Annotated in this window: 14 protein-coding genes and 1 pseudogene; 9 read left to right on the top strand and 6 right to left on the bottom strand. The window is 52.3% G+C overall.

Features of this window, described 5'->3' with window-relative positions:
- Positions 1-67 precede the first annotated feature (67 nt).
- Genes EVJ23_RS04730 through EVJ23_RS04710 form a run of 5 tightly spaced genes read left to right on the top strand, consistent with a single transcriptional unit; the run spans position 68 to position 5,532 of the window.
- Entirely contained in the window at positions 68-1,345 is a 1,278-nt protein-coding gene (locus EVJ23_RS04730; protein WP_131464536.1) for an ABC transporter substrate-binding protein, read from the top strand.
- A gap of 56 nt (positions 1,346-1,401) precedes the next feature.
- A complete protein-coding gene (locus tag EVJ23_RS04725; RefSeq protein ID WP_131464533.1) occupies positions 1,402-2,367 on the top strand; it encodes a carbohydrate ABC transporter permease in 966 nt (321 codons plus the stop codon).
- A 13-nt stretch (positions 2,368-2,380) separates the two neighbouring features.
- Positions 2,381-3,205 carry a carbohydrate ABC transporter permease gene (locus EVJ23_RS04720; RefSeq protein WP_071398317.1) on the top strand — a complete coding sequence of 275 codons (825 nt, stop codon included), beginning with the start codon at positions 2,381-2,383 and terminating at the stop codon, positions 3,203-3,205.
- 12 nt (positions 3,206-3,217) lie between these two features.
- Positions 3,218-3,868 carry a beta-phosphoglucomutase gene (gene pgmB / locus EVJ23_RS04715; RefSeq protein ID WP_131464530.1) on the top strand — a complete coding sequence of 217 codons (651 nt, stop codon included), beginning with the start codon at positions 3,218-3,220 and terminating at the stop codon, positions 3,866-3,868.
- 50 nt (positions 3,869-3,918) lie between these two features.
- A complete protein-coding gene (locus EVJ23_RS04710; protein WP_131470807.1) occupies positions 3,919-5,532 on the top strand; it encodes an alpha,alpha-phosphotrehalase in 1,614 nt (537 codons plus the stop codon).
- Here EVJ23_RS04710 and EVJ23_RS04705 read toward each other — a convergent pair.
- Positions 5,526-5,705, bottom strand: a complete 180-nt coding sequence (locus EVJ23_RS04705) for a hypothetical protein (protein WP_131464524.1) — start codon at positions 5,703-5,705, stop codon at positions 5,526-5,528. The genes EVJ23_RS04710 and EVJ23_RS04705 overlap by 7 nt on opposite strands.
- Before the next feature lie 77 nt (positions 5,706-5,782).
- Positions 5,783-5,929 carry a hypothetical protein gene (locus tag EVJ23_RS15275; RefSeq protein ID WP_167615672.1) on the bottom strand — a complete coding sequence of 49 codons (147 nt, stop codon included), beginning with the start codon at positions 5,927-5,929 and terminating at the stop codon, positions 5,783-5,785.
- 247 nt (positions 5,930-6,176) lie between these two features.
- Between EVJ23_RS15275 and EVJ23_RS04700 the strand changes: the two genes are divergently transcribed.
- Positions 6,177-7,619 carry a carbon starvation CstA family protein gene (locus EVJ23_RS04700; RefSeq protein WP_131464521.1) on the top strand — a complete coding sequence of 481 codons (1,443 nt, stop codon included), beginning with the start codon at positions 6,177-6,179 and terminating at the stop codon, positions 7,617-7,619.
- Between the two features lie 41 nt (positions 7,620-7,660).
- On the opposite strand, the gene EVJ23_RS04695 is transcribed toward EVJ23_RS04700, so the two are convergent.
- Positions 7,661-8,788, bottom strand: coding sequence for a sensor histidine kinase (locus tag EVJ23_RS04695; RefSeq protein WP_236633708.1), 1,128 nt, complete (start codon positions 8,786-8,788; stop codon positions 7,661-7,663).
- Positions 8,789-8,966: 178 nt separating this feature from the next.
- Here EVJ23_RS04695 and EVJ23_RS04690 point away from each other — a divergent pair, with 178 nt between their 5' ends.
- The gene (locus tag EVJ23_RS04690; RefSeq protein ID WP_236633707.1) at positions 8,967-9,830 is read left to right on the top strand and encodes an SDR family oxidoreductase; all 864 of its coding nucleotides are present in this window, start codon (positions 8,967-8,969) and stop codon (positions 9,828-9,830) included.
- 40 nt (positions 9,831-9,870) lie between these two features.
- Here EVJ23_RS04690 and EVJ23_RS04685 read toward each other — a convergent pair whose 3' ends face one another.
- Positions 9,871-10,587, bottom strand: coding sequence for a peptidoglycan DD-metalloendopeptidase family protein (locus tag EVJ23_RS04685; RefSeq protein WP_071398313.1), 717 nt, complete (start codon positions 10,585-10,587; stop codon positions 9,871-9,873).
- Positions 10,588-11,047: 460 nt separating this feature from the next.
- On the opposite strand from EVJ23_RS04685, the pseudogene EVJ23_RS04680 reads away from it, so the two are divergent.
- Positions 11,048-11,860 (top strand): annotated as a pseudogene (locus tag EVJ23_RS04680) (RNA-guided endonuclease TnpB family protein); the annotation flags it as partial.
- Between the two features lie 284 nt (positions 11,861-12,144).
- Here EVJ23_RS04680 and EVJ23_RS04675 read toward each other — a convergent pair.
- Entirely contained in the window at positions 12,145-12,774 is a 630-nt protein-coding gene (locus tag EVJ23_RS04675) for an NAD(P)-dependent oxidoreductase (protein ID WP_070328140.1), read from the bottom strand.
- A 116-nt stretch (positions 12,775-12,890) separates the two neighbouring features.
- Here EVJ23_RS04675 and EVJ23_RS04670 point away from each other — a divergent pair, with 116 nt between their 5' ends.
- The gene (locus EVJ23_RS04670) at positions 12,891-13,232 is read left to right on the top strand and encodes a winged helix-turn-helix transcriptional regulator (protein WP_070328139.1); all 342 of its coding nucleotides are present in this window, start codon (positions 12,891-12,893) and stop codon (positions 13,230-13,232) included.
- Here the strand turns inward: EVJ23_RS04670 and EVJ23_RS04665 are convergent.
- Positions 13,227-13,418 (bottom strand): hypothetical protein, encoded by a 192-nt coding sequence (locus tag EVJ23_RS04665; RefSeq protein ID WP_070328138.1) that lies wholly within the window; start codon positions 13,416-13,418, stop codon positions 13,227-13,229. The genes EVJ23_RS04670 and EVJ23_RS04665 overlap by 6 nt on opposite strands.
- Positions 13,419-13,452 lie beyond the last annotated feature (34 nt).

The following is a 13,452-nucleotide window of genomic DNA, read 5'->3' as shown; positions in this document are numbered from 1 at the left end:
CGAGTTGTGAGTTGAAAGCGGTTTCTTAAAGTTTATTGATTAATTATCTCTGAGGAGGAAATCACACATGAATAAGAAAGTTTCGAAGCCATTATCAGTCTTAATGTTATCAGGTCTTGTATTCACGGCAGCTTGCGGTGGAGAAGAAGAAGCCCAAGTCGCATCTGACCCGACAGAACTCGAAGGAAAAGAAATCACGGTTGGGACTTGGAAGGGGACGGACGCAGAAGTGAAAGCGTTCGACGAAATGCTTGCTGCCTTCACCGACGAAACAGGCATCACCGTGAAGAAAAAAGTTTACAATGACTATCAGACCCAGCTGCAAACCGACCTAGTCGGGGGGACAGCACCTGACGTCTTCTACGTCGATGCGTTCCTAGCACCTGAGTTATCAAAACAAGGTGTCCTTGAGCCGATTGATCAATATGTTGAACAAGCTGAAAAAGACCTTGGTGATTTTTACGAGCCGGCCATCAACGCGTTTAAATCGGATGATAAATTGTTCGGATTGCCAAAAGACTATTCGACGCTCGGTCTTTACTATAACAAACAGATGATTGAGGATGCGGGTTTCACGCCAGAAGATATTCCGGCCGAAATGGAAGAACTTCCAGCTTTCCTCGCTGAATTGAAAGACAAGTTACCTTCTGGAGTGGCACCAGCTATTACAACGTCTGAACTCGCACGTCATATGTTCGTTATGCAGTCGGGCGGTACGGACGTTGTCGACGGTGACGGAAAAGCGGTCTTATCACAACCTGATCAGATTGCAGCGCTTCAACCGCTTGTCGATGCATACCAAGACAAGCTCGTCCAGCGTCCAGCTGATCTTGGTCAAGGTTGGGCCGGTGACTCGTTCGGTGCTGAAAAAGCGGCAATTATGATTGAAGGGAACTGGGCGATCTCGCATATCGAACAAAACTTCCCTGATGTTGAGATGGGGACAAAAGAAGTACCGACAATCGGTGGTGACAGCGGTTCGATGATGTTCACAGTGTCTTATTCACTGAACAGTGATTCGGATGAGAAAGCGGCTGGCTGGGAGTTCATCAACTACGCGACATCGAAAGACGGCATGAAGATTTGGTCTGAAGGGGCAGGGGTCCTTCCATCACTCAAATCGATTGCTGAAGAGTTGAACCTACAAGACGATGAATTGAAAGCACCGTTTGTTGCGGCTGGAGCTTATGCGACACCGTGGCAAAAAGGGGACTCACTCTCAATCGTTGCCCGTGAATACAACAACTTGTTGCCGGCAGCACTCACTGGGGATATGACGCTCGAAGAAGCGATGAAGCGCGCTGAAGAGGCCGCGAATAAAGATATCGAGACGCAGTTGCAGTAAGAAGAAGGGCTCGCGTGAAACCGCGAGCCTACTTTTGTTCGGAAAGGAAGGGTCAAATGGGCACTCAACTCGAGATTAATCGCCGTGCTGACACAGCGGCACAGGCGCCAGGTCCTCAAAAAAAGAAAGGGAACGAGCGTAATCGTCGGGAAGCCCTGCAAGGTGTCACGTTCATGTTGCCGACGATTATCCTCTTAGTGACGTTTACGTTACTCCCAATCTTCTATTCGTTATTCTTATCGTTCACGCGCGTCAACTTGTTTGGCGGAATTGATTTTCAATGGGTCGGTTTCACGAACTACGTCAACGCCTGGAACGATGACCGGGTTTGGGCGGCGCTAAATAATACGTTCCGTTACGCACTCTTCGTCGTACCGATCCAGACGGCGGTCGCCCTTCTCATGGCGGCGGTCCTCAATTCCGGAATCCGGTTTCAAAACACGTTCCGGACAATCTATTTCTTGCCGACGCTCACATCGAGCTCGGCGCTGACGATGATTTTCATGTTTCTCTTTAGTCTGAACGGACCAATCAACAATGCGCTCGTCAACTTTGGTTTGCTCGAGGCACCGATCAACTTTATCAATGAAACGGATTTTGCGCTTGCGACGATCATGGTCATGAACATTTGGTCGACGGTACCATTTTTTATGACGATTTACCTCGCGGGACTTCAAGATATCCCGACTTCTTTATATGAGGCGGCATCGTTAGATGGAGCGAACGCATGGCAGAAATTGATGAAAATTACGGTCCCAAACCTGACACCCGTCACGAACTACGTCATTTTGATGGGGATCATCGGTTGTTTCCAACTGTTTGACCAAGCCTATATCATATCTGGTGGGACAGGTGGACCGAACAATGCGACGCTCACGTTCTCGCTGATCATTTATCAATATGCGTTCCAAACGATCGGGACGATGGGCTATGCCTCGGCGCTCGCCATCATTTTGACGATCATCATCTTTACCGTATCGATGCTTGCTCGGAAGTTAAATAAAGAAGAATCCAACTACTAAGGAGGAATGGGATATGAAAAAGAGAAAATGGCCACGGATTCTCATGTATGTCATTCTCGTTTCATACGCGCTCGTCACGATGTACCCATTCCTATGGGCAGTGCTCGCATCGTTCAAACCGTATAGCGAGATTGTCGCAGGTGGTCTGACACTTTGGCCCGAAAATCCGACGCTTGCGAACTATGAACACATCTTCACGAACGATCCATTGTTTCCGCGTTGGATCTTAAACTCATTTTTCATCGCGACAGTGGGGACAATCATCAACGTCATTTTTAATACGATGGCCGGTTATTCACTTGCCCGCTTGCGATTCCCAGGTCGGAACTACTTGTTCTTGCTGATTCTAGCGGTCATGATGGTCCCGGGACAGATTTTGCTCATCCCGAACTATCTCATCATGCGCTCGCTCGGCATTTTAGATACGTATGCGGCGCTGATCGTACCTGGTGCGATAAACTTTGCCTATATCTTCTTGATGCGGCAATTCTTCATCAACTTCCCACGTGAAGTCGAAGAGGCGGCTCAAGTCGATGGATTGAACCGATTCCAGACGTTTTGGCGCATCGTCTTCCCGATGGCGAAAGCCTCGGTCGCGACGCAAGCCGTCTTCGTCTTTCTCGGTTTCTGGAACGAATTCTTGAAGCCGCTTCTCTATATCACATCGCCAGAGAAGTATACGCTCACGCTGGGACTTCAGTCGTTCCAAAGCCAAAACGCGACACAATGGAACTACATCATGGCGGCCTCGGTCGTCAGTATCGTCCCAATCATCATTTTGTACATCGTGCTGAACAAGTACTTCATGCAAGGTTTACGACTCGGTGGGGACAAATAAGGAGAGATGGATATGAAAGCTTTTATTTTTGATTTGGATGGCGTCATTACAGACAGCGCTGAATATCACTATTTAGCGTGGAAAGCGCTCGGGGAAGAACTGTCGATCCCGTTCGACCGTGAGTTCAACGAGACGCTAAAAGGTGTCAGCCGGACGGAGTCGCTCGAACGAATTCTGCGTCTCGGTGGCCGGGAGAACGATTTCTCGACAGAAGAGAAGGAACAATTGGCCACGAAGAAGAATGAACACTATGTGTCACTCATCAAAAACATCACGCCTGATGACGTCTTGCCAGGGATTGAGGCATTTTTGAGCGAGTTGAAGCAAGCCGGCTATAAGATTGGCATGGCCTCGGCCTCAAAAAACGCATTGATGGTGACGCGTCAGCTCGGCCTGCTCGATGCGTTTGACCATATCGTTGACGCGGCGACGGTCGCGCAGTCAAAACCGGATCCTGAAGTATTCTTGAAAGCGGCAGAAGCACTCGGGGTCGAACCGAAGGCGTGTATTGGAGTCGAAGATGCGGTGGCCGGTGTCGAAGCGATTCATGCGGCCGGTATGTTCGCTGTCGGAATAGGTGACCTAGCCGTCCTGACAGAAGCGAATATTGTCTTCACAGACACGACCGGACTCACGCTCGACAACGTATTGACACATATTTGAATGTTGCCTCGAGTGAAAACGCTCGAGGCCTTTCTATAGGGGGAGATAAAATGAAGCGAACATGGTGGAAAGAAGCAGTCGTCTATCAAGTGTATTGGCGCAGTTTCTTGGATACGAACGGGGATGGCTACGGAGATTTAGAAGGAGTCCGTCAAAAACTAGGCTACATCAAAGAATTAGGTGCCGACGTCATCTGGCTCAATCCGTTTTACGTCTCACCCGACAAAGACAACGGCTATGACATCGCTGACTATTACCGGGTCATGGACAAGGCAGGGACGATGGAGGACTTCGAGCGACTGCTCAAGGAAGCACACGAGCTCGGCCTGAAAGTTATTTTAGACCTCGTCGTCAACCATACGTCGGATGAGCACCCGTGGTTTCGCGAAGCAAAAGCATCCAAAACGTCGCCGAAACGAGATTATTACATTTGGCATGACCCGGTCGATGGGGAGGCGCCAAACAATTGGCGCTCGTACTTCGCCCCGTCATGCTGGGAGTATGACGAGGGAAGCGACCAATATTATTATCATTCGTTCGCCGTCGAGCAACCGGACCTCAATTGGGAGAATGAAGAGCTGCGACACGAAATCTACAACATGATGCGCTTCTGGCTCGACAAAGGCATCGATGGCTTCCGGATGGACGTCATCAACTTGCTCGCGAAGCGCAAAGATTTGTCGGACGTCGACAACCCGTATGATTTAAGTTACTTGGCCAACAATCCGGGTATTCACGACTATTTGCAAGAAATGCGTGACGAGGTGCTCAAGCATTACGACTGTATGACGGTCGGCGAGATTCCGTTTGTCACACCAAAAGAAGGACTGTTGTATGTCGATGAGGCACGTGGAGAACTCGATACACTGTTCCACTTCCAAATTGCTGATGAGATGCCGACGTGGGACATGCTTCGGTTCAAACAGATTCAACGGGATTGGTATAAAGGATTGAACGGGCGAGGGTGGAACTCGCAATTTTTGAACAACCACGACCATACGCGTCAAGTGACCCGCTACGGGAACGATGGGGAGCACCGCGTCGCCTCGGCGAAACTGCTCGCGACACTCACGCACACGCTGCCGGGGATGCCATATATTTATCAAGGGGAAGAGATCGGCATGACCGGCGTCAAGTTCGACTCGATTGACGACTATCAAGACATCGCCATGAAAAATCGCTACGTTGAGGAAGTCGGGAAAGGACGAGACCCGAAAGACGTGCTGGTGAGTCTACAACTGCTCAGCCGGGACAATTCACGGACACCGATGCAGTGGAACGCACAGAAGCATGGGGGTTTTACAGAAGGCAAGCCCTGGATGCCAGTTAATCCGAATTATGAGCGTTTGAATGTCGAGACAGATTTGTCGCGAGAGGATTCGGTGTTTCACTATTATCAACAGTTGATTCGACTTCGGAAAAACAATCCTGCGCTCATATACGGAGAGTTCACGGACTTGTTGCCGGAGGATGAGTCACTTCACGCTTATGAACGGAAATTAGGACAGGTCCGTTTCGTGATTGTCTTGAATCATTCGCACGAAACACGGACCCTTCCATTTTCGATCGACGCTCAATCGCTCGTTCTTCAAAATGTGGAGAATGGAACAGACGGATTGCTTCCGTACGAAGCACGGATTTACATGACGAAGACCGCTCAATGAGGCGGTCTTTTCCGTCTTTTCTTCGATGAACCGCTAAATGCGAAATACAGACCGGTCCCGAGCGCGAACCCGAGAAGATAGCTGTCGAGGACAATCGCGAACATGAAGCCGGAACTGATGGCGATTAGGATGGCATAGCTTTCTGAAAAACGTGACACTGACTGATTGGACATAGCATCGTTCTCCTTTGTTTAGTGATGATGATTTTTGTATGAAAAAGTTTCAGAGCGGTTGAAGGACCGACCTGTCGTCACGCCTTCTTCTTCGTCCCTTGGAACGCGAAAAACATCGCGATGCCGATCCCGATACCGAGCCACCAGTTGTCGAACAACAGTCCGAAGATGAGAATAAAGGCGACGGCGACCGGTAGTGCTAAATATCCACGTTGTCGTTTCATTTGATTCATCCTTTCCCTACGTCTCTCTTTGACTGTTCCCGGAAGCGGAATGATTCATTCTAAAAGTAACCGTTTTCATAAAAACGGCTCAACAGCAACGTTTGTCTAAAAAATGAACATTGTTATTTTCATGTGAAATAGTGAGCAATTACATCTATCCATCCATAGGAAAGCCTGTTATATTTTAATTGTGATAAGCTTCACAATAAGAAATCATACATGGGTCATATTATAGGAGGAAGAGAAGATGATTACATTTTTTATCGCACTAGGATTACTATTGGTCGGGTACCTCGTCTACGGCCGTTACGTCGAGAAGACGTTCGGCATCAAGGAAGAGCGGACGACGCCCGCCTATGCGTCTCAGGACGGTGTCGACTATGTACCGATGGGAAAAAAACGTAACTCGATGATCCAACTGTTGAACATCGCCGGTGTCGGTCCGATCTTCGGTCCGATCATGGGAGCACTCTACGGTCCGGTCGCATTCCTTTGGATTGTCGTCGGGTCAATCTTTGCCGGGGCGGTACACGACTACTTGACCGGGATGATCTCGCTCCGGAACAACGGCGCACACTTGCCGCAGCTCGCCGAGAAGTTCCTCGGCCGCTCGCTCCGCCACGTCGTCAACGGGTTCGCGCTCTTGTTGCTACTGCTTGTCGGGACGGTGTTCGTTACGTCACCGGCCAACATGATCAACAACTTGTTCGACGGTAACGCGTCGACGCTCGCCTGGGTGCTCCTCGCCATCTTCGGCTACTACATTTTGGCGACGCTCTTACCTGTCGATAAGATCATCGGGCGCATCTACCCGTTCTTCGGGGCGCTCTTGTTGATCAGCGCCGTCGGCATCGCCGTCAGCCTGTTCGCCCAAGGCTATCAGGTCCCTGAGATGACGTTCACGAACATGCACCCGGACGGCTTGCCGATCTGGCCGCTCTTGTTCTTCACAATCTCGTGCGGCGCGCTTTCAGGATTCCACGCGACGCAGTCGCCGATCATCTCGCGGACGACGATGAAAGAAAGCAATGGTCGCAGCATCTTCTACGGCATGATGATCGTCGAGGCCGTCATCGCCATGATCTGGGCAGCGGCCGCGATGGCGATCTTCGAACCGGGTCAACTGCTCGCGATGATCAACGCCGGCACACCGGCGCTCGTCGTCCAAGAAGTGGCAACGCTCATGCTCGGCAGCATCGGCGGCACGCTCGCCATCCTCGGTGTCATCGTCTTGCCGATCACGTCAGGTGACACGGCGTTCCGTAGCGCCCGGATGATCATCGCCGACTACATGAAGATCGCGCAGAAGAAGTTCGCATCACGCCTTTGGATCGCACTCCCGTTGTTCGTCATCTCGTTCATCTTGACGAAAGTCGACTTCCGTCTCCTCTGGCAATATTTCAACTGGGCCAACCAGACGACGGCGGTCATCGCCTTGTTCGTTGGGGCGACGTACTTGTACATCAAAGGACGCAACTACTGGATCGCGCTCGTCCCGGGGACGTTCATGCTGTACGCGGTCTGGTTCTATATCTTGACGGCGCCGATTGGCTTCAAGATGGATGGGGTCATTCCGTACGTCATCGCGACGGTCGGGACGGTGACATTGTTCTTCTTGTTCTTCAAGCACGCCAAAGCGATGCGCGCCCAAGATCTCGAGTGCGACGCACCGGTTCGAAAAGCCGCATAACAAACAGGGGTCTGGCATACATTGCCAGGCCCCTTTGTTGATCAGTCATATAAGTAAATTGAGAACGTCGTCCCTTCTCCGTACACGGAGTCGGCGTGGATGCCCCAACCGTGCGCCTCGGCGATCCGTTTGCAGATGCGCAGGCCGAGCCCGGTCCCTTTGATCGGACGGTGGGAGTCGGAGTCGACCCGGTAGTACTCGTCAAAGATGTACGGGATGGACTCAGGAGGGATACCGATGCCTGGGTCACGGACGGACAAGACGAGCGTCGTATCGTCCATCGAGCCCGTGATCCGGATCGTCCCGCCTTTCGGTGAATACTTGATGGCGTTGCCGATCAAGTTGTGAAGCAGCTGCAACAACTTCTCCTGGTCGGCCTCGATCGTCGCGTCGCAAGTGGACAAGACGACCTGGTGATTCGGGGATGTCGTCTCATAGTGGGCGACAATGCCTTCAAGAACCGGTTTGAGTGCGAACGTCGACAGCGTCAGCAATTCTGCGGAGTAGTTGACGCGTTGATAGTCGAGGAAGTTATCGACGAGCCGTTCGAGCCGCTCCGCTTCTCGTTTCACGAGCGTCAGCATGCCGTGCGTCTTCTCGTTATCGGTATGTTGGTACATGAGCAGTTCGGTGTAGCCGCTGATGGCGGTGAGCGGTGAGCGGAACTCATGCGACAGCTCGGCCAAAAATGAGTCTTTCTGCTCCTCGAACCGGCGCGCTTCGGTCTCGTCGCGCCAGAGGATGAACACGCCGCGCGGGGTGTGGGTGAAGTTCAAGATGAGTTGCAGCGTCCGGTCGCCGAGTTGGAAGTAGTGGGGTTCCATACTCGGACAGCAGCCGAAGCGATTGTCGAGCAATTCTTCCCGAAAAGACGTCACGGCGACCGGGTCGGCCCCGTTCCGTTCGAACACGTCATGGAGGAAGCGGCTCAAGGTCTCGAAATCGGTGAAGCGCCGCGTCGTCAGCGACGGACAGAAAGCACGGAGCGGTTGGTTCGTATACAGGTGGTTGCGGGTAAAATCGATATAACAGACGGCATCCTGCACTTCCTCGATGAGTGAAGCGATGGGAGAGTGCGGCAAGCGTCGTGTTGAATAGTTCGGGATGGCTCGTTTTGGACGTGTTCGGCCGTGCCTTGCGGATGAACGATAAAATCGGTTTCGGTCCATGCGTCGGCCTCCTCTCTACGATGTCGATTGATTTGTCTCTATTATACGACATTGTGCAGTATTTCCCTATATAGTCCATGGACCTACCTAAAAATGAGAGGAAATTGGGACGGTCGGCACAAATTGTTCAAACACAAACAGACGGGACTATACGACAATGAGAAGAGGAGGGGATATGATGAAGCAAGCGATTTTAGTGACCGGTGCGACCGGGAACGTCGGACAATACGTTGTGAAGTATTTAGAGAATCGAGGGGAAGCTGTCGTCGCGGCCGGGAGCAGGGTGGACGAGCTGCAGCGGCGCTTCCCGACGGCGGCACGACACGTCGAACTCGATTTTGAAAACCCGGACACGTACGAAGCGGCGCTAGACGGGGTCGATCGCGTCTTTTTGATGCGTCCGCCACAGATCGGGGACGCGGACGTGTTCGTTCCGTTCATTGAGGCGATGGCCGAACGTTCGATTCGACTCGTCGCCTTTCTTTCACTCATGGGCGTCGAGACGAATCCGTTCCCGCCACACTATAAGATCGAGAAGTACATCGAGCAGTCAGGTGTTCCATCCGTTCATATTCGGCCGGGTTTCTTCATGCAGAACGTGACCGACGTCCACGCCGAGGAGATCCGTCAAGACGACGAGATCTTCATCCCGGCCGGTAACAGTCAAGTCAGCTTCATCGACGCCGAGGATATCGGCAAGGCGATCGCGCACGTCTTGGCTGACCCGGAGTCACATCGCAATACGGCCTATACGCTCACCGGACCCGAGGCGCTCGATTATGTCGACATCGCCAACCAATTGACGATTCTGACCGGGCGGCGCATCACGTACGCCAAGCCGAGCATGCTGCGCTATCGCTCACACTATATTCAGGAACGTGGCCTGGATCCAGCGTATGTGAATGTGACGATGGCGCTCTACCTCATGACACGGCTCGGGACGGCGAAGGCGGTGACGGACGACTTTGAACGGTTGACCGGGGAGAAGCCACGTTCGTTTGCTGAGTTCGCACGTGATCATGTAGATGCGTTCCAACGCTAAAAAACACACTTTTATCCGTTAACGGATAAAAGTGTGTTTTTTAGAATAATGTATACGGGTTGACGCTGTTGGCGGCTGTCGAGCCGCTATAGACGTACTTGTTTTTATGGATCTCGAAGTGGAGGTGGCTCCCGAACGAGTTGCCGGTATTCCCGATTGTCCCGATGTTCGCGCCTTTTGAGATCGATTGGCCTTTGACGACGTTCAACCGATCCATGTGGGCATAGACGCTCGTGTACGCTTGGCCGTTGATCGTATGCGAGATCATGACGTGGTTCCCGTAGGCGCCATAGTTTCGGGCGACGATGACTTGACCGGAAGCGGCCGCTTGGATCGGTGTCCCTTTGGCGGCCGCGATGTCGATGCCGTTATGGAACGTGTAACCGTACTTTCCGCTCGCCGGGCCATACCCTTGCGACAATCTGCCTTGCGCCGGCATGATGAATTTAGCTGCCGTGGCCGTTTGTAACGCCGTACCGCTATATTTTTTGACATATGTACTCGCTACATATTTCGTGCTGCCGTTGTAATTGATTTTCGTCCATGAGCCGGTCGCCCCTAGATACGTGAACGATTGACCGAGCTTGGCGCTGCCGACCTTTTTGTAGGCGGTCGATGGACCCGTCCGCACGTTCAAGCTGTTCGTTGTGATTTTGACTTTATAAGAAGTGGCTGCTTCTACCGGTGTTGACGTTTGAAGCGTCAAACCGGAAACGAGAAGTGCGCCGAGAGTAATTGTCATTAATTGTTTTTTCATTTTTTGGTAAATCCTTTCGGTCAGTTAACAGGGCGACGGAATGATGTTTTTCTTAACCTTCTTTAGGAATTTTACCATCAAAAAATATAATTAAATATGTCATTTATATTTCAAAAAAATATATTGGGATTTTAACTGATTTAAGCGAGAATTCTCCCACCTCTAAGCGTCTGGGGCGAAGCCCAGCGTAGGTGGGAGATAAATCGCCCGTACATAAACCTCTTGGCCACCCCTGTGACAGATATAACGAACAGAAGTTCGTGATTTCGTCGGATTTCCCTTCCCCCGTCGCGGGTATCGGATGAGGAAGGCGTTCATCACGATCATCGGCCGGGAGGAGGGGGAGACATGCTGAAGGGCTACAAATACAGGCTCCACCCGACGGCGGCACAGGCCGAGTTCCTCCTACAAGCCGCCGTTCCCGTTCCTCGCCGAGGCGGACAGCCTCGCGCTCGCCAACGCGAAGCTTCACCTCGACACGGCGTTCGCGAAGTTCTTCGCCGGGACGGCCGGCTTCCCGGTCTTCAAGTCGAGACGGAAATCGCGCGCCTCCTACACGACGAACAACCAGCACGGCACGATCCGCATCGAAGGGGGCCACGTCCGGCTCCCGAAGGTCGGGTTCATCCGCTTCACACAGCACCGAATTTTCGACGGCGAGATCCGCTCGGCGACCGTGTCGATGACGAAGACGGGCAAGTTCTTCGTGTCGCTCCTCGTCGAGCAGGACGACGAGCCCTGGGTCCCGGCCGAGCACAAAATCGGGATCGACCTCGGCCTCGGGCACTTCGCCGTCATGACGAACGACGCAATGGTGACGGAGACAATTCCGAACCCGCGCAACCTGCGCGAGGCCGAGGAACGGCTGAGACGGGCGCAGCGCTCGCTCTCCCGCAAGAAGCCCGGCAGCCGGAACCGCGAGAAGGCGCGGCTCCTATTGGCCAAAAAGCATGAAAAGGTACGGAACCGCCGGCACGACTTCCTCCACAAGCTGTCACGACGCATCGTCGACGAGAACCAAGTCGTCGTCGTCGAGACGCTGAAACCGAGGGAGATGATGCGGGTCCGCCAGCTGGAATATAAGGCGAGATTCTATGGACGGACGTTCATCAAGGCCGACCCGTGGTTCGCCTCGACCCAGGTCTGTTCGGCCTGCGGCGAGAACGGCGGCAGGAAGGATCTGCACGTCCGCGAGTGGACATGCGGCGCTTGCGGCACACACCATGACCGCGACGTCAACGCGAGCCTCAACCTGTTGCGCCTCGCGGACTGAAACACTCCAGGGCAGGGACTGCCCGACGAGCTTGGTCCACAACCGTGGCTGGTCAAAGCACGGTCTTCCCAAGAAGCTCCCACTTCAAGTTGCGAAGCAAATAAGTGGTGAGTAGTTCACCTAGTTTGTGATTCAAAAGTATATGTTTGGACTCGGTTGTTTGAATAGGTATTCAAGTGACGAGTCGATGCTGGGGCATGTTTTTTAGCTGGAAATACAAACATTGAGACGTTACGAGTGAACGCAAAAAAAACAGGTGTGGCTGAATAAAGCGGCCACACCTGTTAGTTTCCAATCAGTGGATAGTCATGAACATATTGCCGCGTCTCGATTTCATCGAGCATAAAGTGGGCGACGTCAGCCCGGTCAATCACTAACTTGTCGAAAGCGAAATAACCTGTCCGATACTGCTCTGTCTTCGGACCTTCTGACAGACGAGGACAACGGACGACCGTCCAATCGAGCCCGCTCGCTTCAAGGATCCCTTTTTGCGTATAACTATCGCGAAGCAGATCGCTCGCGAGCGTCTTCATGAGCGTTTCGGCAAAACGGCTCATAAATTTCTGTTTGACGTCTTTTGGTACTTTGACGGTCGCGCCGGTCAAGTTGATGACCCGCTTCACACCGAACTCGTGCATCGCGGCGACGACGTGTGACGTCGCTTTTTCGAGGATATCTTTGTTCGACGTCTTCGTGTGGCCGAGTGCCATCACGACTGCGTCCGTTCCTTCGACGGTCCGGAAGACGTCCTCCCGATTTTCGGCATTTCCGCGGATGACTGTGAGCCGGGCGTGGGTGATGCCGAGTTTCTCTGGCGTTCTGATTAGAGCCTGAACAGTGTGTCCTTGTTCGAGCGCTTGGCCGATCAACTCATGTCCGGTTCGTCCGCTCCCTCCAAACAGTGCGATGTTCATGTCGTTCACTCCTTCATTTTAGTAGATACGTTTAGCGTACCCGTTCGTATACACAATTAGAAGTACGCACAATAATGACTTATACTATCTCTAAAGATACTAAAGGAGTGGATCATATGAAGGAGTGCCCGGTTGAAACGATCGTGCAAAAGATTTCCGGGAAATATAAGATGTTGATTCTTCATCGGCTCGGCACGCTCGGGACGAAACGGTTCAACGAGTTGTGTCGCTTGTTCCCACAGGCGACGCCACGGACGATGACACGGCAGTTGCGGGAGCTCGAGCAGGACGGGTTGATCACAAGAAAGATATATTCGGAGATTCCGCCGAAGGTCGAGTACTCGTTGTCGGAACAAGGTCGGTCACTTTACCCGATTTTACAGCAACTTGGCGATTGGGAAGCGGAGCAGCAAGAGTCGCAGTCGGCAAGCCATACGCCCCAATCATATCTGTCATAACTGATCTTCGATGAGCGCGACGGCCACAGTGAGAGCCTGAATGCGCCGTTTCGCTAGTGTCAGTTGGGACTTATAGCGCTCAGGCTCATCTTTTGCCTCGAGCGTCTTTATCGTCACGTTCAGCTTGTAGAGAATCGAGTCGATTTGTCGTTTCGCTTCTGTTAGTTCTATGGCTGAATAATCCATGTTGCCTCCTAAGTAAGTGTTTTTCTCCAGTATA

Source organism: Exiguobacterium sp. SH1S1 (assembly GCF_004337245.1).
In the GTDB taxonomy this organism is placed as follows: Bacteria; Bacillota; Bacilli; order Exiguobacteriales; family Exiguobacteriaceae; genus Exiguobacterium; species Exiguobacterium aurantiacum_A.
The sequence above is the reverse complement of the archived record's forward strand: the minus strand, read 5'-3'. Positions and strand labels throughout refer to the sequence as shown.

Excerpts from the sequence above, each read along its gene's own strand:
- EVJ23_RS04705 (WP_131464524.1), bottom strand. The coding sequence starts at position 5,705 with ATGTCCAATCAGTCAGTGTCACGTTTTTCAGAAAGCTATGCCATCCTA.
- EVJ23_RS04720 (WP_071398317.1), top strand. The coding sequence starts at position 2,381 with ATGAAAAAGAGAAAATGGCCACGGATTCTCATGTATGTCATTCTCGTT.
- EVJ23_RS04695 (WP_236633708.1), bottom strand. The coding sequence starts at position 8,788 with ATGGACCGAAACCGATTTTATCGTTCATCCGCAAGGCACGGCCGAACA.
- EVJ23_RS04670 (WP_070328139.1), top strand. The coding sequence starts at position 12,891 with ATGAAGGAGTGCCCGGTTGAAACGATCGTGCAAAAGATTTCCGGGAAA.
- pgmB (WP_131464530.1), top strand. The coding sequence starts at position 3,218 with ATGAAAGCTTTTATTTTTGATTTGGATGGCGTCATTACAGACAGCGCT.
- EVJ23_RS04690 (WP_236633707.1), top strand. The coding sequence starts at position 8,967 with ATGAAGCAAGCGATTTTAGTGACCGGTGCGACCGGGAACGTCGGACAA.
- EVJ23_RS04665 (WP_070328138.1), bottom strand. The coding sequence starts at position 13,418 with ATGGATTATTCAGCCATAGAACTAACAGAAGCGAAACGACAAATCGAC.
- EVJ23_RS04675 (WP_070328140.1), bottom strand. The coding sequence starts at position 12,774 with ATGAACATCGCACTGTTTGGAGGGAGCGGACGAACCGGACATGAGTTG.
- EVJ23_RS04725 (WP_131464533.1), top strand. The coding sequence starts at position 1,402 with ATGGGCACTCAACTCGAGATTAATCGCCGTGCTGACACAGCGGCACAG.
- EVJ23_RS04710 (WP_131470807.1), top strand. The coding sequence starts at position 3,919 with ATGAAGCGAACATGGTGGAAAGAAGCAGTCGTCTATCAAGTGTATTGG.
- EVJ23_RS04730 (WP_131464536.1), top strand. The coding sequence starts at position 68 with ATGAATAAGAAAGTTTCGAAGCCATTATCAGTCTTAATGTTATCAGGT.
- EVJ23_RS04700 (WP_131464521.1), top strand. The coding sequence starts at position 6,177 with ATGATTACATTTTTTATCGCACTAGGATTACTATTGGTCGGGTACCTC.
- EVJ23_RS15275 (WP_167615672.1), bottom strand. The coding sequence starts at position 5,929 with ATGAAACGACAACGTGGATATTTAGCACTACCGGTCGCCGTCGCCTTT.
- EVJ23_RS04685 (WP_071398313.1), bottom strand. The coding sequence starts at position 10,587 with ATGAAAAAACAATTAATGACAATTACTCTCGGCGCACTTCTCGTTTCC.